This is a genomic window from Salipiger sp. H15 (assembly GCF_040409955.1).
Taxonomy (GTDB): Bacteria; Pseudomonadota; Alphaproteobacteria; order Rhodobacterales; family Rhodobacteraceae; genus Salipiger.
This window is the reverse complement of sequence record NZ_CP123386.1, coordinates 339,375-359,418: the sequence shown is the minus strand read 5'-3', so window position 1 is coordinate 359,418 and position 20,044 is coordinate 339,375. Positions and strand designations below refer to the sequence as shown.

The window sequence follows — 20,044 nt, the reverse complement described above, 5'->3', positions numbered from 1 at the left end:
CCATGACCCACACCGTCGAGAAAATCGGCGGGACGAGCATGTCCCGCCTCAGCGAACTGCGCGACACGCTGCTGATCGGCGGCCGCGAGGGCGAGGATCTCTACGGTCGTGTCTTCGTGGTCTCCGCCTTCGGCGGCATCACCGACCTGCTGCTCGAGCACAAGAAATCGGGCAAGCCGGGCGTCTACGGCCAGTTCGCCAATTCCGACACCGGCCACGGCTGGCACGACGCGCTGACCGAGGTGTCGCAGGCGATGATCGCCGCCCACGAGGCGGTGCTGGACCATCCCGGCGACGTCGAGCAGGCCACCGACTTCGTGCGCAACCGCATCGAGGGCGCGCGCAACTGCCTGATCGACCTGCAACGGCTCTGCTCCTACGGGCACTTCCAGCTGTCGGAGCACATGCTGCAGATCCGCGAGCTGCTCTCCGGCCTCGGCGAGGCGCATTCGGCCTATGTGACCGTGCTGATGCTGCAGCGCGCCGGGGTGAGCGCGCGCTACGTCGATCTCTCGGGCTGGCGCGACGACGGGCATGTCTCGCTCGAGGAGCGGATCACCAGGGCGATGGACGGCGTCGATCCGGCGACCGAGATGCCCATCGTGACCGGCTACGCGCAATGCGCCGAGGGGCTCATGCGCGAGTTCGACCGTGGCTATTCCGAGGTGACCTTCTCGCGGCTCGCCGCCCTTACCGGAGCGCGCGAGGCGATCATCCACAAGGAGTTCCACCTCAGCTCGGCCGACCCCAAGCTGGTGGGCGCGGAGAACGTCCGCAAGCTCGGCCGCACCAACTACGACGTGGCCGACCAGCTCTCGAACATGGGGATGGAGGCGATCCACCCCAAGGCCGCCAAGACGCTGCGCCAGGCGCAGGTGCCGCTGCGCGTCACCAACGCCTTCGAGCCGGGCGATCCGGGCACGCTGATCGACGACCAGCCCGCCGAGACCCCGGCGGTCGAGATCGTCACCGGGCTCGACATCGTCGCGCTCGAGGTCTTCGAGCAGGACATGGTGGGGGTGAAGGGCTACGACGCCGCGATCCTCGACGTGCTGACCCGGCATGGCGTGCGCATCGTGTCCAAGGTGTCGAACGCCAACACGATCACCCACTACCTCGACGGCTCGCTCAAGACGATGCGCCGCGTCGAGGACGACCTCGCGAAGCTCTACCCGCAGGCCAAGATCAGCTCGCGCACACTGGCCATGGCCTCGGTCATCGGGCGGGACCTCAGCACGCTTTGCGTGCTGACCCGCGGCCTGCAGGCCATCGCCGAGGCCGGGTTCGAGTCGATCGGCGCCACACAAGGTCCGCGCAACGTGGACGTGCAATTCATCCTCGAGCGGGGCGACCTCGAGCCGGTGATCGCCGCCCTGCACGGCGCTTTCGTTTCCCCGCAGGCGAAGGCGAAGCTGAAGACAGCCGCCTGAACCTGCAGTCTCCGACAGGGAGAGCGACCAACTGGGGGCAGCCGAGGGGCTGCCCCTTTTTCGCTTCCACGGGCCAAGGGGCAAGTCTCTTCGAAGAGACTTGCAAAAGCCTTCGAAGGCTTTTGCCCGCGGCGCCGTCATGTCCCTGTCAGGGACCTGCGGCATTTGGGGGGCATTGTTCTTGGCCCGCTTGCACTATATTGGCACGGTTTCCCCGTGTTCGCTGTCCGGAGGTGACCACCGATGCAGACGCCCTACTACCTGATCGACAAAGCCCGGCTCCTGCCCAATCTCGAGAAGATCGCCCACCTGCGCGAGGCCTCCGGCGCCAAGGCGCTGCTGGCGCTCAAGTGCTTCGCCACCTGGTCGGTCTTCGACATGATGAGCGAGTACATGGACGGCACCACCTCCTCGTCGCTCTTCGAGGTGAAGCTCGGGCGGGAAAAATTCCCGGGCGAGACCCATGCCTATTCGGTGGCCTGGGCCGACCACGAGATCGCCGAGGTGCTGTCGAGCTCGGACAAGATCATCTTCAACACCGCCGCGCAGCTGACCCGCTTCGAGGAGGTCAGCCGCGGGCACACCCGCGGGCTGCGGGTGAACCCGGGCGTATCGACCTCGAGCTTCGATCTCGCAGACCCCGCCCGCCCCTTCTCGCGCCTCGGCGAGCATGATCCGAAGGACATCGAGCCGGTGCTCGACCAGGTCAGCGGCTTCATGTTCCACAACAACTGCGAGAACGCCGATTTCGACCGCTTCGACGCCATGCTCGGCAGCATCGAGCAGCGCTTCGGCCACCTCATCCGGCAGATGGGCTGGATCAGCCTCGGCGGCGGCATCCACTTCACCGGCGAGGGCTACCCGCTCGACCGGCTGGCCGAGCGGCTCAAGCGTTTTGCTGGCGAGAACGAGGTTCAGGTCTATCTTGAGCCCGGAGAGGCGACGATCACGAAATCGACCACGCTGGAGGTGACGGTGCTCGACACGCTCTTCAACGGCAAGAACCTCGCGATCGTCGACAGCTCGATCGAGGCGCACATGCTCGACCTGCTGATCTACCGCGAGAGCGCCAAGATGAACGAGAGCGGCGACCAGCCCTGGATGATCTGCGGCAAGTCCTGCCTGGCGGGCGACATCTTCGGTGAGTTCAACTTCCCCAAGGCGCTGAACCCCGGCGACCGGCTGAGCATCCAGGACGCCGCCGGTTACACGATGGTCAAGAAGAACTGGTTCAACGGGGTGCAGATGCCCTCGATCGCCATCCGCGAGCTCGACGGCACCGAGCGGCTGGTGCGCGACTTCACCTACGACGATTTCAGCGCGGCGCTCTCCTGAGCCCGCGCGACACAAGAGACGGACAAAAGACGGAGGTCCAGTGAGTTGAAAAAAGACGTTCTCATCATCGGCGCAGGCGGCGTCGCTCAGGTCGTGGCGCATAAATGCGCTCAGAACAACGATGTGCTCGGCGAGATCCATATCGCCAGCCGGACGCTCTCGAAATGCGAAGCGATCCTTGAGTCGGTCCGCGAAAAGGGCGCGATGAAGGTTGAGGGCGTCCTGAAGGCGCACCAGGTCGATGCGATGGACACCGCTGCCGTCGCCCAGCTGATCCGCGACACCGGCGCGCAGATCGTGATCAACGTGGGCAGCGCCTTCGTCAACATGACCGTGCTCGATGCCTGCATCGAGACGGGTGCCGCTTATATCGACACCGCGATCCACGAGGATCCGGAGAAGATCTGCGAGACCCCGCCCTGGTACGCCAACTACGAGTGGAAGAAGCGCGACCTCTGCGCCGAGAAGGGCGTCACCGCGATCCTCGGCGCGGGCTTCGATCCGGGCGTGGTCAACGCCTTCGCCCGCTTCGCCATCGACCGCATGGACGAGGTGAAGAGCATCGACATCGTCGACATCAACGCCGGCAGCCACGGCCGCTACTTCGCCACGAACTTCGACCCGGAGATCAATTTCCGCGAGTTCACGGGCACCGTCTACTACTGGGAAGACCAGCAGTGGAAGGAGACGCAGATGTTCGCCTCTGGCAAGGACTGGGACCTGCCCGTCGTCGGCACCCAGCGCGCCTACCAGTCGGGCCACGACGAGGTGCACTCGCTTTCGGCCAACTACCCGCAGGCCGACGTGCGCTTCTGGATGGGCTTCGGCGAGCATTACATCAACGTCTTCACCGTGCTGCAGTCGCTGGGTCTGCTCTCCGAGCAGCCGATCAAGACCGCCGAAGGGCTCGAGGTCGTGCCGCTGAAGGTGGTGAAGGCCGTGCTGCCCGATCCTTCCTCGCTTGCCCCCGACTACACCGGCAAGACCTGCATCGGTGACCTGGTGAAGGGCGTGAAGGACGGCAAGGACGTGGAGATCTTCGTCTACAACGTCGCCGACCACAAGGAAGCCTACGAGGAAGTGGGATCGCAGGGCATCTCCTACACCGCCGGCGTGCCCCCCGTCGCCGCCGCCATGCTGGTGGCCACGGGCGAGTGGGATGCGAAGGCGATGAAGAACGTCGAGGAGCTCGACCCCAAGCCCTTCTTCACCATCCTCGACGCGATCGGCCTGCCGACCCGCATCAAGGATGCCGAGGGCGACCGCCCCTGGAACGCGTGAGCCCCGGTCGATCGCCGAGGCACGAGGGCCGGAAGCACACGCTTCCGGCCCTTTTTGCAAGTGATGCTCGGCGATTGCGCGGCTTCCCTCCCTCCGGCAGAGTGTGTGCGCAGGACAGCATCCGGAAGGCCGCAGCATGACCACCGCCCTCACCCCCCCTGCCCCGGGCCGCTGGCCGATGCTCGCGGTGATCTGCATCGGCGTCGTCGGCGTGCTGACCACCTGGTTCTCGGCGACGGCGATCATCCCCGAGCTGATCCACGAATGGCAACTGTCGCGGGCGCAGGCCGCCTGGCTGACCAACGCCGTGCAGCTCGGCTTCGTGGTGGGCGCGGTGGGCTCGAGCCTCGTGAACCTGCCCGACATCGTGCCGATGAAGCGCCTGATGACCCTTGCCGCGCTGATTGCCATGGGTGCCAACGCGATGCTGCTCGTGACCGGCCCCGCCGGGGCCATCGCCGCGCGTTTCGTCACCGGCATCGCGCTTGCCGGGGTCTATCCGCCCGCGCTCAAGCTCATGGCCACCTGGTTCGTGCGCGGGCGCGGGCTCGCGCTCGGCTTCCTGATCGGCGCGCTGACCCTTGGCTCGTCGATGCCGCACCTGATCCGCGCCCTGACCGGCAGCGTCGACTGGCGCAGCGTGGTCTGGGGCACCTCCGGGGCCGCGCTGGCCGCGGCCCTGCTCTTCGGCCTCGCGCTGCGCGAGGGCCCGCACGCCTTCGGCCGCGCCACCTTCGATCCGCGCCAGTCGCTGCTCGTCTTCCGCAACCGGCCGCTGCTGCTCGCCAATCTCGGCTATTTCGGCCACATGTGGGAGCTCTACGCCATGTGGGCCTGGTTCCTCGCCTTCGCCATGGCAGCGCAGAACGCGGGCCTCTCGCCCTTCCCCTTCGGCACCGCCTCGATGCTCAGTTTCGTCGTGGTGGCGAGCGGCGTCATCGGCTGCCTTCTCGGCGGCTGGCTCTCGGACCGGATCGGCCGCTGCCTGACCTGCGCCGGCATGATGCTGGTCTCGGGCAGCTGCGCCGCGCTGATCGGTTTTGCCTTCGACGGCCCGTCGCTGCTGCTGGCGGCGCTGGTGCTGGTCTGGGGAATCAGTGTGGTCGGCGACAGCGCGCAGTTCTCCGCCGCGGTGACCGAGCTCGCCGAGTCGCATTTCGTCGGCACCGCGCTCGCCCTGCAGATGGGAATCGGCTTCGGCCTCACCGTGCTGACGATCTGGGCCATGCCGCTCGTCGCCGAGGCGATCGGCGGCTGGCGTTGGGCCTTCCTCTTCCTCGTCCCGGGCCCGGCCATGGGTGCAACGGCCATGCTGCTGCTGCGCCGCCGCCCCGAATCCGTGAAACTGGCGCAGGGCGCGCGCTGAGGCGGCGGAGTCGCCGATCCAGAGCCTTACCTGCCGATTCATCGCGGTTTTTCATCGGCCTATCCGGTCTGACCGGCGCCTCGATTCTTGAATCCCCCGCTCCCGCCGCGCGCGGAGGCATCCCCACTGTGGCATGACGGCAATTCAGGCGATCAATAAGCCTCATAGTTTTCAATGCCTTGACGTCAGATCCCGCGCATCGTGCCCGGCTCCGCGCGCACCTGGCCCGGCCGCCGGAGAAAAAACTGTTGAGAATTGAAGAGTTGCGTGCGATCTATTGTGTCGACGCTGAATGGCGCTTTTTGCGCAATCTGGCGTCGGCGACCAACAGGTCCGACAAGAGGCCACCCGAGGACGAGCGCAGTATGACTTCGACCGATACCCTGTCCGCAGCAGGTTCCGTTGCCGCATCAATTTCGGCAAATGCCGAGCGCCTGTCCAGCGCGCTCAACGAACACATGCGCAACAGCTTCCAGCCGGACAGCCGCAAGCTGCTGCGCCGGTTCAACGCGTCGGAAGTCTCGGAGCTGACCGGGATCAGCATGTCCAACCTGCGCACCCGTCACCAGGAGGGCGATTTCCCCGATGTAGAGACGGATAGCCGCGGCCGAAGACTCTACAGCGCGGCGGATATCGACGCGATCCGGCACGTCATGGCGCGCACCGGCCGCAATGGCGAGGCTTACCTGCCCGGCCGCCGCGAGGGCGACAAGCTGCAGGTGATCAGCATCGTCAACTTCAAGGGCGGCAGCTCGAAGACCACCACCGCGGTGCATCTCGCGCAGCGCTACGCCCTGCGCGGCTACCGCGTGCTGGCCATCGACATGGACCCGCAGGCGAGCCTGACCACCATGTTCGGCTATAGGCCCGAGATCGAGTTCGCCGAGGGCGGCACCGTCTACGACGCGCTGCGCTACGAGGACCCGGTGCCGCTGAGCCATGTCGTCCGAAAGACCTATTTCCACAATCTCGACATCGCTCCGGCGGGGCTCATGCTCTCGGAATACGAGACCGAGACCGCCTACGCGCTGCAGCACCGGCTCGAGCCGCCCTTCACCCAGCGGCTCGCCATCGCGCTCGACGAGATCGAGGCCGACTACGACCTCGTCATCATCGACTGTCCGCCGCAGCTCGGCTTCACCACGATGTCGGCGCTTCTGGCCTCGACCGGCCTGCTGATCACCGTCGTGCCCTCGATGCTCGACGTCGCGTCCATGGCGCAGTTCCTCGAGATGGCGGGCGAGACGATCCGCGCGCTGGAAGAGGCCGCGGGCACCATCGACTGGGACTTCCTGAAGTTCCTCGTGGCGCGTTACGAGCCGACCGACGTTCCGCAATCGCAGATGGCGGGCTTCCTGCGGTCGATCCTGCTCGACCAGGTGCTGACCAACCCGATGCTGAAGTCGACGGCGATCTCCGACGCCGGGATGACGCAGCAGACGATCTACGAAATAGACCCTGCGCAGGTCGTGAAAAAGACCCTAGACCGCATCTTAGAGAGTGTGAACGGGGTCGCGGACGAATTCGAGGCCGTGATCCAGGCGGCCTGGGGACGGGAGACTGACTGATGGCACGCCGCAACCTTTTCCAGCCCCCTCCCCCGCCGGCCACGCCGCCTTCGGAAGAGTCTAAACCGCAGAAATCGCGCTTTCCGAACACCGGCGCGATGAGCGGCGTGCGCTCGACGCTGAAGGACCTGTCGGCCAATGCGGTGCGCGAGATTTCCCCCGACCTGATCGACGACGGCGGGCCGAACGACCGGCTCGCCTTCGGCGATGCCGAGGTCGCGGCACTCGCCGCGAGCATCCGCGAGCATGGCCAGCAGGTCCCGATCATGGTGCGCCCGCTGCCCGAGCAGCCGGGGCGCTTCAAGGTCGTCTATGGTCGCCGCCGCCTGCGCGCCCTGCGCAGCCTCGGTTTGACCGCCAAGGCGCTTGTCCGGTCGCTTTCCGACGAGGAGGCGATCCTCGCCCAGGGCCATGAGAACAGCCAGCGGCTCGATCCGTCCTTCATCGAGAAGGCGCTGTTCATCCGCGAGCTCAGCGACGCGGGCTACACATCCGACGTCGTCATGGACGCGCTGGCGATCGACAAGCCGATGCTGTCGCGGATGAACAAGGTGGCGCGGGTGATCTCGTCGAACGTGATCCAGCAGGTCGGCCCGGCACACGGGATCGGCCGGCGGCGCTGGGAAGAGATGGCCGACGCGGTGCGGGACAACGAGCTTGACCTCGACGCGCTCGCAAATGGCGTGCAGTTCGCCGCGATCCCCTCGTCGGACGCGCGGTTCGAACAGCTGGCGCAGGCCGTCTCGACGCGCCTGCGCGGCCCCGCACAGGCGACCGGCACCTCCCCTGCCCTGCCGATCCTTCTGAAGGATGGCACGCGCCTCGCCGAGCTGCGCCCCACGGCACGCGCCCTGACGCTGAAGCTGTCGCGGACCGAGGTCCCCGGCTTCGCCGACTGGCTGGAGGAGAACGCCGAGGCGGAACTCCTGCGCATCTACGACCTCTGGAAGGCCAAGCAGGGCTGACCGGACAACAAAACTCGAGCAGCAACCAAAGAAGGAGCACGACGCAGGCCGAAAAGAGAAAGAGCCCCCCAAGATAAACTCGGAGAGGCCCAATCTGTGCTTAGCACCCTCAGATTTACCAGCTTCTCCGCGACAGTCAACAGCAACCGATTCGGTTGGCGGGAAAGTCATGCCTTTTTTGGCGTGACCGGGTGTTTTGACCTTCGGACGCCGTGAATTTGCCATGGCCGTACACCATCTCTCCGCTGCCGCCGGGCAGCGGCCCGGTGATCTGTTGTCCGCGGACAACCCGCCGGAGCGTCACATCGTCCTGTCGATTCTCCGCAAGGCCGCGCCGGCGCTCGGGCTGAAGCCCCCGGTGCTCGCGACGCTCGACGCGATGCTGTCCTTCCTGCCGCCGCAGCGCGGGCATCACATGGTCTTTGCCTCGAACGAGTCGCTCGTCTCGCGCCTCAACGGCCTGTCGGAGCGGACCATCCGCCGCCACGTCGAGCAGCTTGTCGACTCCGGGCTGATCGCGCGCCGGGACAGCCCCAACCGCAAGCGCTTCACCCGCAGAAACCGCACCGACGGGCTTTGCCTGCGCTTCGGCTTCGACCTCGCCCCGCTCTTCTCCAGGCTCGGTGACTTCGCCCGCATCGCCGCGCAGATGGACGAGCTGCGCGAGCGGCTCGACTACCTGCGCGCCAAGCTTCGTGCCGCGGCACACCTGTCCCTTGCGCGGGATGCCGAGGACACCTCCGCCCTCGCCGCGCTCCGCGCCCTGCGCCGCAAGCTGACGGTCGAGGACTGCGCGGCCCTGCTCGATCAGCTGTCCGAAAGCCCTGTGGAAAACGCCCTCGAAGACGCTGCACAACCCGAGGAAATGACCGGCAATGACGGCCAGAATGTCCGGCACCATCATAGGTCAACAAAAGAAAATATTGATAAGGCCCGGACGATCTCGGCACAGGATGTCGTCGAGGCCTGTCCCGAGGCAGCGGCCTTTGCCCAGGAGCCGGTGAAGGACGAGCACCAGCTCGTCCGCCATGGACGCACGCTTGCCCCGATGCTGGGGATCAGCCCCGAGCTTTACGCCGAGGCCGAGAAGCGGATCGGCATTCGATCGGCCGCGCTGACGATTTGGGCCATGGTGCAGATGCAGGACCGGATCGGCAGGTTCGGAGCCTATTTCCGGAGCCTGACGCTTGGACCGCGCAGCGCGGGCTTCGACCCTGCGCGCCTGATCCGGTCCCTGGCGAGGCAGACTGCGCCGAGTTGTCCGCGGACAATTTGAGGGTTTTGCGTTCAGGAATCGCTTGTGGTCAGACCACTCTGGAATCCGGAGACCACATCAACGGGTTCCCGCGATGCCGCTGCGAACAACCGAACTGCGAAGCGGGGTCTGCCATCTTCTGCCGCTAGGAGAGCGCTCGACTAGACTGAGGCGAGATAGTCATTTCGGGTTCGAGCTATGAAGGCACCGTCCGGGAAATGCGTCGAACGCCAAAGGTTGCGCAAACCCCCGTTCCGAAGCAGGGCAGTGAACCCGAGTCCCCAAATATAAGATTGTCCGCGGACAACGGTTCCCAGGTCCTTCCACATCATGCCGCCGCGAGGGCGTGACCTAGGAAGCGACATCCCCGTCGACGATACCGGACAACGCCGCGGCGAGGCGCGACAGCGCGGGGAGGCTGGCGATGATCTTCCGCGCATCTTCTTCCCGCAGGGACGACAGCGCCTCGGCCACCGCACCGGCCGGGCCGTGACGCAGATGGCCCAGTGCCGCGAGTCCCGCGGTGGTGGGCGTGAGGATGAAGGACCGGCCATCCGTCGAGGACTTCATGCGCAGGACAAGTTCTCCGTCCTCGAGCCTGCGCAGGACCTCGCTGAGCTGGGGGCGGGACATCTCGAGCTGCGCCGCGAGCGCCGCCGGGGTGATGCCGTCGTTCTCGGCAATCATCTGAAGCGCGCGGGCCTGGGTCGGGGCAAGGTGAGACGGCTGGCCGCGAGAGCGGGACGCCGTCGTGATGGCCGCCCAGAGATCGGACAGGGTCTCGGTGAGCCGCGCGGCCTCGGGCTGGAGATCGGTGGGGCGTCTCGGCATGTCGCGGTCTCCTTTGTCGTGGCCTAAGGCCGTCAGGCAGGATCGGCGAACGCGACCCCAGGTGTTCCGGTCGCGTGGGGCGCGGCAGCGGCAGCGACGTTGTCCGAGGCCAATGCTGGAACACCAAAGCGCGGGGCAGGCACAGCCCGATGGGTAAGCAAGATAGTTAACATGGCTGAACTAATTGTCCAGCCATGTGGCCCGTCAGGCGGAGGCTCGGTTTTTTGAAAGATGGCCCGTCCGGGGCGGCCCGCGGAAAGCCCGTTGTCCGGTGCTTCCGCGGGCCGTCGCCCTTCGGCGGTCCGGCCTCAGGCGTCCTCGCCGAGGATGGACGATACGTCGAGCCCGCGACGCTCGGCGCTCTGCCGCACGGCTTCGCGCAGCTTCTCGGAGCGCTTCAGCAGCCGCTTGAACCGGCTCTCGTCGAGCCGCAGCAGGGTCGAGGGCGCGATGGCGCGCACCTCGGAGCGGCGGCGGCGCATGGGCATCAGCAACGCGAGTTGTCCGCACATCTCGCCGCGGCCAAGCCGGAAGCTCTGGCCGCCGGCCTGCTGCTCGACCGCGCCGGAGGCGATGAACCAGACCGAACGGGCGGTGCTGTCGCGCCGGATGATGATGTCGCCGGGCGCGGCGTAGCGGGTGCGCAGGGTGCGGGCGAGAGAGCGGATTTCCTTCTCCTCGAGATCGGCGAAGAGCGGGAACTGCCGAACGAGTTCGGTGCGCTGCACCGACAGGTCGAGCGGCGGGCGTTCCTCGGCGCGGGCACGGCGGCGGGACAGGTCCTGCTTGAGCGCGGTGTAGAGCTCGGCCCCGATGAGCCCGTCGTCGTGCATGGTCTCGTATTCGCCTTCCTCGAGCCGCAGCGCGGTGCGGCGGATGAAGCGGCGCTCGAGCTCCTCGGCGTAGCCCGGATACTGCAGGCGCAGGCCCTCGAGCGCGGTCTCGGCGGCCTCGCGCCGGCGGGCGAGGAGCTCGCGCAGCAGGTCGGCGACGCGGCGGCCGTGGATGCGCCGGATGCGCCCGTCGATGAAGCTGTCGAGGTCGCGCAGGATCTGCCGCTGCGAGAGCAGCAGGTCGAAGCGGTCCGCGGTCATCCGGCCGAGCGGCCCCGAGATGTGGAGGCGGTTGTGGGCGAAGAGCGCGGCCCGGAAGGGGGCGCCGTAGCGGGTGCTGGCGCGGGCGGCACGCTGGTAGCCGGTCCGGCCCTCGCTGCGCGCGCCTTCGATCAGCCGGTCGCAATCCGACAGCGCCTTCTGCGCCAGCCGCAGCGAGAGCGTGCGCTCGCGGATGCGGGCGGTGGTCGCGTCGCGCTCGGCACCGGCAAGGGCGATGAGCCCGAGCGTGATGCGGTCGCGGTCGAGGATCTCGTCGCCTTCCTCGGCGGCCTTGACCGCCTTGTCGAGCCGGCTGCCGAAGCGCTTGGCCTCGGCGCGGACAATCTCGCGGTCGAGCCCGTAGGTGTCGGTGGTGGTCGAGACCTGTTCACGCACGCTCTGCAGCGCCACGGCGACGACCTGGTTGCTGAGCGCCTGGTCGAGCGGGGCCAGCTTGTCGAGGCCGAGCCTCTTGATCACCCAGGTGAGCGTCGTGCCCTGCACCAGCAGCGTCCAGAGGGTGAAGCCGGTGGCCAGGATGCCGACGAGCCGCTTGACCTCGATCGGCACGCGGAAGCTTTCCGTGACCGCGAGGGCCAGCGCCAGGGTGAGCGCGCCGCGCAGCCCGCCCCAGAGGATGGCGACGCGGTAGGGGCGTTCGATCCGGGGCGAGAGGCGGAGTATGCGCAGGATCGGCAGCAGCCCCGAGAGGATTGCCCCGCGCGCCGCCATTGCGGCGGCGACGACCACGAGGATCAGCACGAAATCGCGGGAATGGACATCCTCGAGCAGTCGCGGGATCAGCAGCGCGGCGAGGATGAAGATGAGCGCCCCGGCCCAGTGGGCGAGGATGTCCCAGACGTCCTTGAGGTTGGCCCAGGCGGTGGGCGGGATCTTCCCGGGGCCGACGAGGTTCAGCGTCAGGCCCGAGACAACCACGGCGATCACGCCCGAGGCGCCGAAGACCTGCTCGGAGCCGATGTAGGCGAGGTAGGGCAGGGCGATCGAAACCGAGAGCTGCGCCTTCTCGTAGCGTGCGAGCAGGGCCATGGCGCCGATGGCGCCCTGCGCCACCAGCCAGCCGGCCAGCGCCCCGCCGCCGAGCAGCTTGGGGAACTGCGCGATGGCGCCAAGCGCGGTCGGGTCGGGCACGCCCTCCATCACGAAGCCCATGAAGAGGCCGAAGAGCGCGATGGCGGCGGCGTCGTTCAGCAGGCTCTCGCCCTCGATGATGCGCACCAGCCGGCGCGGCGCGGCGATCGAGCGGAAGATGCCGACAACAGCCGACGGGTCGGTGGTCGAGACGATCGCGCCGACGAGGAAGCAGGCCATGATCGGCAGCGAGCTTGTCCACGACAGCGCCAGCCCGACGAAGAGCGTGGCGGCGACCACCGCGACGATGGCCAGCACGAGGATCGGCACCCAGTCGTCGAGCATCCGCCTGAGGTTCATGCCCAATGTCGCCTGGAAGAGCAGGGTGGGCAGGAACACGTAGAGGAAGACGTTGGACCTGATCGGCAGGTTGATGATCGCCGCCGCGAAGGGATTGAGCGCATCCGTGATGTCGGTGCGCAGCAGGAATATCGCGGCGCTGCCTATGAATATGCCCAGAAGCGCGAGGATCGCGCTGTAGGGCAGACGGAGACGATCCGCCAGCGGCTCGGCCGCGGCGATGACGAGAAAGAGCGATGCAATGACCGCAGTGACAATGACGACATCCATGGGTTCCAAATAGACCGCAATTTACGCGGGGAGAACGGCGGTCCGTCAAAATTTTTGTGCTTTCTCTTTCCGTCGCTGAAGTTGGGCGATTCCGTGCCTGCTTGGTTCTTGAGCCGCTGGGGGCAAAGGGGTATCTGCGGGCATCAAGACCGGGACGGCGGATCCCACCAACCAGCCCACGAACATGGAGGCACGCGATGCACATGGATCGGAGACATTTCATCGGCACCGGCGCGGCGCTTTCGCTGTCGGCCCTGCTGCCGCGCGGCGCGTCTGCCGCGTTCACCCCGACGCCCGCCGACTGGCGGCGCTTCGAGATCACCACCCGGGTCGCGATCCCGGCCGACGGCAAGCCCGTGCAGGCCTGGATCCCGGTGCCTTCGGTCAACGAGGCCGAGTGGATGAAGTCCGAGGCGCCGAGCTTCACCGGCAACGCCGACAGCGCCGAGCTGAAGACCGACCCCGAGAGCGGCGCGCAGTTCGTGCACGCGATCTGGAACGGCGGCCAGCCGAGCGCCGAGCTGGAGGTCGCGGCCGTGGTCTCGACGCGGGACCGCGCGACCGACCTCGACAAGCCGGGGCAGGGGGCCACGCTCTCCGAGGCCGAGCGCGCGCATTACACCGCGCCGACCCGGCTCATCCCGACCGACGGCATCGTCAAGGCCACCTCCGACATGATCACCGCCGAGGCCGATGGCGATCTCGCCAAGGCCCGCGCGATCTACGAGTGGGTGGTCGAGAGCACCGAGCGCAACCCCGAGACCCGCGGCTGCGGCATCGGCGACGTGGCCTCGATGCTCGAGATGGGCGACCTGACCGGCAAGTGCGCCGACCTCAACGCGCTCTACGTCGGGCTGGCACGCGCGGCGGGGCTTCCGGCACGCGATGTCTACGGCCTGCGCGTGGCGCCCTCGGCCTTCGGCTACAAGAGCCTTGGCGCGGGGTCGTCCGACGTGACCAAGTCGCAGCACTGCCGGGCCGAGGTCTTCCTCGATGGTTACGGCTGGGTCGCGGTCGACCCGGCGGATGTCCGCAAGGTGATGCTCGAAGAGCCGCCGAAGGATCTGGCGCTCGACGATCCGAAGGTGCGCGCGGTGCGCGCCGCGCTCTTCGGCGCCTGGGAAGGCAACTGGGCGGGCTTCAACTTCGGCCATGACGTCGTGCTGCCCGGCTCGTCGCGGGACTCGGTGGGCTTCCTGATGTACCCGCAGGCCGAGATCGACGGCGTGGAGCAGGACGAGCTCGACGCGCCGAGCTTCGCCTATGAGATCTCGGCGCAGGAAATCGGCGCCTGATTTCGGAGCAGCCGCGGGGAGCTACCCCTTAGGTTGATTCGCCCGTGAACGACTCACCCTGCCTGCAGAGACCCTGCGGGCAGGGTTTTCTTTTGCCCCGGGGGGCCCTCCCTGAGCCCGCACGTACACTCAGCGGCTATATTTTGGTCGTTGCGGGTAATTTACGCATGAAAAGATACTGCAGTGCAGAAAAATCTCCGCCACGACTTGGGCGGGATGCCGCCACAGTTGGAGTAACGGTCTTATATCACGTGGTAATTTCACGCGAACTCTGGTCGAACAGGGACGTGCCACGGTGGGCGGGACCTTGCTCTTCCGACGGGTTGTCATGGAAATGAGGTTAACCCGTAATAAGTACGGCCGAGGCTTGGAGGCGGCTAGATCGCGGTGGCGGTGCCACGCAGCTTCCTCCGGTGAGTTTTGTGAGTGCGTGATTTTTTGGAACTAAAGACCTTTTTCAGTGACAGGGATACGCAAGATGCCCAAAGCCCCCTACGACCAAAACCCCGGCGACGCTCCGTCGATGCTCTCTCCGGCGATTGGTCAGTCGGTCACCTACCGCGACGCGGTCAAGCGTGGGCTGGACGTTGTCCTCTCGCTGCTGATGCTGCCCATGCTGGCGCCGGTCATCCTGTGCCTCTACGTGGCTGCGCGGATGGACGGAGGGCCGGGCTTCTTCGGCCACGCCCGCGTCGGCCGCAACGGTGAGTTGTTCAAGTGCTGGAAGATCCGCACCATGGTGCCGGATGCGAAGGAACGCCTCGAGGAGCTGCTGGCGACCGACCCCGAGGCCCGCGCCGAATGGGAGCGCGACCAGAAGCTGCGCTGCGATCCGCGCGTGACGCCGATGGGCGATTTCCTGCGCCGCTCCTCGCTCGATGAGCTGCCGCAGATCTGGAACGTGCTGCGCGGCGAGATGAGCCTCATCGGTCCGCGCCCGATCACCGAGCCCGAGCTCGAGCGCTACCGCAGCCGCAAGTGGGTCTATCTCGCGCTGCGCCCCGGCGTGACCGGCCTCTGGCAGGTTTCCGGTCGCAACGAGGTCAGCTACGACGAGCGGGTCGATCTCGACAGCGAGTACTTCCACACGCTCAGCTTGCGCTCGGATCTCTCGATCCTGTCGCGGACCGTCGGCGCAGTCCTCTTCCGGTCAGGGTACTGAGCCCGGATGAGCTTGAACCGGACCAGCGGACCCGCGGGCGCAGGGGCGTTTCATCGCCGCTGCGGCCGCTGCGCGTTCCGCGGAAGTCCTTCGTTCTGACAGGCCGGGCCGGGCATGCGCCCCGGCTCCAAGCGCGCGGTCGGCGCACCCTCACGAGTTTTGACCAACGGTAGACTTGGCCCCTCCCCAGGAGCACGAAGACATGATTATTGAGAGCAAAGCGGCCAGCCCCCAGGAGAAGCGCGGAACGATAGCGCGCCTTGATGCGGGGCAGAACGAACGCGCCGCGCCTTCGCTCTCGGTGCAACGCCGCCGCAGGCGGCGCGACGCGAACGACGACGAGCTGACGATCGTCCGCCTGTTCGGAGCCGTGCGGCGCCAGTGGCGGGCCATGTGCGCCACCGTGGCGCTGTTCCTTGCACTCGGGCTTTTCATCTACACAACCACCCCGGACAGCTACGAGGCCGAGGCGATGGTGCTGGTCGACGACCGGCTGAGCCAGCTGGCCGACCAGATCGACGTGGCGCCCTCCTTCGTGCGCGACGAGACCGGCTTCTTCAACGAGGTGGCGGTCCTGAACTCGCGCGAACTGGCGCTGCGGGTGGTGCGCGATCTCGACCTCGTGGACAACGCGGCCTTCAATTCCCCGCCGGTGTCGGGCGCCGCGCGGCTGAAGTCGGCGATCTCGGGCCTCATCTCGGTGCTGAAACCCTCCGGCTCCGACGCGGAGGGGGCGGGTTCCGCGCCGCCGACGCGCGAGGCGCTCGAGGCGCAGGCCGCCGACGACCTGCGCAGCGCGCTGCGGGTGGTTCAGGTGGGGCGCGGCTACGCGATCAACATCAGCTACCAGAGCCACGACCCGGCGCTGGCGACCCAGATCCTCCGCGCCTTCCTGTCGGCCTATATCGCGGCGCCGGTGAACGCGAGCGAAGAGGCCGCGGAACAGGCGCTGGCCTGGCTCGAGCAGCGCCAGAACATGCTGCAGCAGACGCTTTCCGACATCGACCGGCAGATCATCGAGCGGCGGACCGGCGGCGGGCAGGCCTCGGCGGCGGTGGATGCGCTGCTGCGCCGGCGCGCGGCGATCGAACAGCTCCAGACCTCGTCCTCCGAGGCCTACGAAAGCCTCGTGAGCAGCCAGCAGGCGGTTCCGTTCAGCGGCGTGAAGGTGCTCGACGCGCCGAAGGAACTGACCTCGCCCTCGGCGCCGAGCCTGCCCAAGTGGGTGGTGCTCAGCACGCTCGTGGGGATGCTCTTCGCGGTCTTCGTCGCGGCGATGCGCGAGCTGCTGGATGACAAGCTGCGCACCGCCGAGCAGCTGATGGGCAAGCTCGACGCGCCCTTCCTCGGCTACGTGCCGTCGATGGCCCGCGTCATGGATCTCTGCCTGCCGGGCCGCCGCGCCGCGCGCAAGGGCGACCGCCGCGCCGTTCTGCTGGTCGAGGAGACGCTGGACCAGACGCTGTCGCTGATCGGCTCGCGCCTTGCCGGCACGTCGCGCGGGCACGTCGTCGGGGTGACGTCGATGCTGGACGGCGACGGCAAGTCGACCTTCGCCGCCTGCCTCGCGACGCGCGCGGTCGAGCGCGGCCTGAGCGCGCTTGTCGTCGACGCGGACCGACACCGCGCCGGGCTCAGCACGCTGCTTCAGGGCAAGCTGATCGACAGCGCCCCCGCACCGCAGGCCGACCTCGCGCTGAGGAACAGCGTGCTGCGGCGCTTCGAGGGGCGCGATTTCAGCGCCATCACCCACCAGAGCTTCGACGACGCGGAGCTGCCGCTGCCGCAGACCTGCAGCGACGTGCTCGACCAGGTCGAGCTCAGCCTCGAGGATCACGACCTGATCATCGTCGACCTTCCGTCGCTGGTGATCTCGAACGAGGCGCGGCTCAACGTCGACCGTTTTGACACGCTGCTCTTCGTCGCGGCCTGGGGCGCAACGCCGCGCAAGCTGATCGACAAGTACATGGAGCTCAGCCCGGAGTTCGCCGATCACGTCGACGGGCTGGTGCTCAACCGCGCCAACCTGCGCAAGCTGCGGACCTACTCGGCCGGTGGCTACGAAGCCTTCATGGGGGATCTCTGATGCGCTTCCGAAGACTTGCGCGACTGGTCGCGGTGCTGGGGCTCTGCTGCGCCGGGGCGCTTCCGGGCCGCGCCGCCGAGACCTCAATTGCCGAGGCGCCCGAGCAGCTGTCGCTGGGCGCTCCCGACACCGGCTTCCGCCCCGATGTCATGACCGCCGCGCCGGGCGTGTCGCGCCGGGTGGAGCTGCGGCGGACCTTCTTCGACGATTTCGACAGTCTCGAACCGGGGCAGGGGAGGTGGGCGCACCGCGCCTACCGGCCCTATCCGCCCGAGGATCCCGAGAACAGCATCCACCTGCGCCTGCTCAATGACCAGCAGGCCTTCTACGCCGATCCCGCCTTCGAGGGAACAACGGGCGCGCCGCTGGGGCTCGATCCCTTCTCGGTGGAGAACTCGATCCTGACGATCACCGCCGACCGCGTCCCGGCGGGCATCACGCCCGGGATGATCGGCGACACCGGCGACGGCCGCGCGCTCGACTACTACAGCGGGCAGCTCTCGTCCTGGCCCAGCTTCACCCAGAAGCACGGCTTCTTCGAGGTGCGGGCGAAGATCCCGCGCTTCGAGGGGGCCTGGCCCGCGCTCTGGCTCGTCGGGCTCAACTACAAGCCCGAGGACGGCCCGGTGGTGCGCTGGCCCGAGGTGGGCGAGATCGACTTCCTCGAGATGGTCCGCGGCGACATCCACCAAGCCGTGCATTACGGCACCGGCGACGGCACCACCCACGCCTCGGCGGGGATGGGCGGCTTCCGCTTCGACGGCTTCGACGAGGGTTTCCACAATTACGGCGTGCTCTGGACCGAGGAGCAGGTCACCTTCTTCATCGACCGCAAGCCGACCACCACCGTCTCACTTCCGGGCGAGCTGGACCAGCCGATGCAGATGATCCTCAACCTCGGGATCGGCGGGCGCTGGCCAGGGAGCGTCGATCCCGCCGCGCTGCCGGTGCGGATGGAGGTGGACTGGGCCGCGGCCTACGAGATCGCCTCGGATGAGGCGGAGGGCGCCGCGGCGCTGCCGGAACTCTTCCTTGGCGGCGATTTCTCCGGCCCGGTCCATGGCCGCATGGAACTCTTCAACGACGCGCGCTTCCGCCGCGAGGAGGGGCGGGCGCTGGTCTCGAACGGCAGTCGGGCGCGCGGCATCGCCGCCTTTCCCGTGCAGCTTCCGGCGGGCGAGTGGCGCGTCGACGTCCGGCTGAGGCAGGGGCAAGACCCCGGGCACGTGGCGGTGACCGATGCCGACGGCGCGGTGCTGATCGACGGCGCCGAGGGCGAGGACCTGCTGGGGACGATCACGACCGACGGCCCGGGCGAGATCCGCGTGGTGGTCGTTACCGGCGGCCGCGGGCAGGGGCGCGAGGTGCGCATCGAGCGCATCAGCATCACCCCCGCGGAGCCGGGCTGAGCCGGTGCCGCGGACGGAGGAACGGACGTGACGGACCTTGCGCTGACCGATGAGGGACGGGTCGCGATGCCCTCGGCACCGCAGCTCTTCGCCTCGGGCTACGTCGTCTCGGTGGCGCTGACCTACGCGGTGGGCCAGCTCGCTGCCGTCGGCCTGCTGGCCTGCGGCATGGGGATGCTGCTGTCGCGGCCGGTGGCCTCGACCAACTTCCTGCTGCGCTACTGGTTCATCCTCGTGCTGCCGCTTTACTGCGTGGCCAGCACGCTCTGGTCGCTGCACCCCTCGGCCAGCCTGCGCCACGGCATCCAGCTGTTGGTGACGGTGATCTTCGCGATCCTCGCGGCGCGCAACCTCAGCGTCCGGCAGATCCGCTTCCTGATCGTCGGCAGTTTCCTTGCAACGACGCTGCTGAGCCTCGCCTCGGGCAACATCAACCCCTACACGGGCGCGCTGATCGGGGTCTACGGCAGCAAGAACGCGCTGGCCGGGGCGACCGCCGTGCTGCTCGTCGCCGCTGTGCTGCTGCTGATCGACCCCGAGGAATCCCGCTGGCGCAAGGCGCTGGCCCTGCTCGCGCTGCTGAGCTCGGCCCTCGCGGTGATCCTGGCGAAATCGGCGGGAACCTGGGTGCTGGTGCCCATGGTCCTGTCGGTGGTCTGGATGGGCTATGTCTTCTCGACGGTGTCGCCGCTGACCCGCGTCGTGCAGATCGTGATCTTCGTGCTCGTCGTCGCGATCGTGGTCACCTTCGTGCTGCTCAACCTCTCGGACGTGATCTACTACGTGCTCACGCTGCTGCAGAAGGACATCACCCTGACCGGGCGCACCGTGCTGTGGAGCGAGGCGCTGAAGCTGATCTCGGAGCGGCCGCTGCTCGGCGTCGGCTACCAGGCCTTCTGGGTTCAGGGCTACGGGCCCGCAGAGACCATCTGGCGCGATTTCGGCATCGAGGCGCGGACCGGCTTCCACTTCCACAACCTCTACATCTCGAACGCCGTGGAAATCGGCGTCGTCGGCGTGGCAATGCAGATCCTGCTGCTCTACGGCGGGTTCCTCGCGTCCTTCGTGCTTGCGGTGCGGACGCGGTCGAGCGGGGTCATGCTGCTCGCGGCGCTCTGCGCCATGTCGATCCTGCACAGCATGATCGAGGTGCCGATCCTCGTGCAGTTCGAGTTCCGCTCGAGCATGACGGTCTCGGCGCTGGTCTACGCGATCGAAGGCCTGCGGGGGCGGCTCGCCTGAGGG

General features: G+C 67.5%; 14 protein-coding genes. 12 read left to right on the top strand and 2 right to left on the bottom strand.

Going from position 1 to position 20,044, the window contains the following annotated elements; translation table 11 throughout:
• Positions 1-2 precede the first annotated feature (2 nt).
• The 7 genes from PVT71_RS24200 (at position 3) to repC (ending at position 9,221) form a co-directional block, all read left to right on the top strand.
• Positions 3-1,430 (top strand): aspartate kinase, encoded by a 1,428-nt coding sequence (locus PVT71_RS24200; RefSeq protein WP_353475687.1) that lies wholly within the window; start codon positions 3-5, stop codon positions 1,428-1,430.
• Between the two features lie 243 nt (positions 1,431-1,673).
• Positions 1,674-2,765 carry a carboxynorspermidine decarboxylase gene (locus PVT71_RS24195; protein WP_353475686.1) on the top strand — a complete coding sequence of 364 codons (1,092 nt, stop codon included), beginning with the start codon at positions 1,674-1,676 and terminating at the stop codon, positions 2,763-2,765.
• Positions 2,766-2,810: 45 nt separating this feature from the next.
• Entirely contained in the window at positions 2,811-4,046 is a 1,236-nt protein-coding gene (locus PVT71_RS24190) for a saccharopine dehydrogenase family protein (RefSeq protein ID WP_353475685.1), read from the top strand.
• A 136-nt stretch (positions 4,047-4,182) separates the two neighbouring features.
• Positions 4,183-5,412 (top strand): MFS transporter, encoded by a 1,230-nt coding sequence (locus tag PVT71_RS24185; protein ID WP_353475684.1) that lies wholly within the window; start codon positions 4,183-4,185, stop codon positions 5,410-5,412.
• A 365-nt stretch (positions 5,413-5,777) separates the two neighbouring features.
• The gene (gene repA, locus PVT71_RS24180; protein ID WP_353475683.1) at positions 5,778-6,980 is read left to right on the top strand and encodes a plasmid partitioning protein RepA; all 1,203 of its coding nucleotides are present in this window, start codon (positions 5,778-5,780) and stop codon (positions 6,978-6,980) included.
• A complete protein-coding gene (gene repB / locus PVT71_RS24175; protein ID WP_353475682.1) occupies positions 6,980-7,945 on the top strand; it encodes a plasmid partitioning protein RepB in 966 nt (321 codons plus the stop codon). The genes repA and repB overlap by 1 nt, the downstream gene beginning before the upstream one ends.
• A gap of 196 nt (positions 7,946-8,141) precedes the next feature.
• Positions 8,142-9,221: a plasmid replication protein RepC gene (repC, locus tag PVT71_RS24170; protein WP_353475681.1), complete on the top strand. Its 1,080-nt coding sequence runs from the start codon at positions 8,142-8,144 to the stop codon at positions 9,219-9,221.
• A gap of 330 nt (positions 9,222-9,551) precedes the next feature.
• Here the strand turns inward: repC and PVT71_RS24165 are convergent, their stop codons facing one another.
• Positions 9,552-10,031: a MarR family transcriptional regulator gene (locus tag PVT71_RS24165; RefSeq protein WP_353475680.1), complete on the bottom strand. Its 480-nt coding sequence runs from the start codon at positions 10,029-10,031 to the stop codon at positions 9,552-9,554.
• A 308-nt stretch (positions 10,032-10,339) separates the two neighbouring features.
• Positions 10,340-12,847, bottom strand: coding sequence for a cation:proton antiporter (locus tag PVT71_RS24160; RefSeq protein ID WP_353475679.1), 2,508 nt, complete (start codon positions 12,845-12,847; stop codon positions 10,340-10,342).
• Between the two features lie 203 nt (positions 12,848-13,050).
• Here PVT71_RS24160 and PVT71_RS24155 point away from each other — a divergent pair, with 203 nt between their 5' ends.
• The 5 genes from PVT71_RS24155 to PVT71_RS24135 all read left to right on the top strand — a co-directional run bounded on the left by PVT71_RS24155 (position 13,051) and on the right by PVT71_RS24135 (position 20,041).
• Entirely contained in the window at positions 13,051-14,142 is a 1,092-nt protein-coding gene (locus PVT71_RS24155) for a transglutaminase-like domain-containing protein (protein ID WP_353475678.1), read from the top strand.
• 478 nt (positions 14,143-14,620) lie between these two features.
• Entirely contained in the window at positions 14,621-15,304 is a 684-nt protein-coding gene (locus PVT71_RS24150; RefSeq protein ID WP_353475677.1) for a sugar transferase, read from the top strand.
• A gap of 202 nt (positions 15,305-15,506) precedes the next feature.
• A complete protein-coding gene (locus PVT71_RS24145) occupies positions 15,507-17,390 on the top strand; it encodes a Wzz/FepE/Etk N-terminal domain-containing protein (RefSeq protein ID WP_353475676.1) in 1,884 nt (627 codons plus the stop codon).
• A complete protein-coding gene (locus PVT71_RS24140) occupies positions 17,390-18,799 on the top strand; it encodes a glycoside hydrolase family 16 protein (protein WP_353475675.1) in 1,410 nt (469 codons plus the stop codon). Before PVT71_RS24145 ends, PVT71_RS24140 begins: the two co-directional genes overlap by 1 nt.
• Positions 18,800-18,826: 27 nt before the next feature.
• Entirely contained in the window at positions 18,827-20,041 is a 1,215-nt protein-coding gene (locus PVT71_RS24135) for an O-antigen ligase family protein (protein ID WP_353475674.1), read from the top strand.
• Positions 20,042-20,044: the final 3 nt, after the last annotated feature.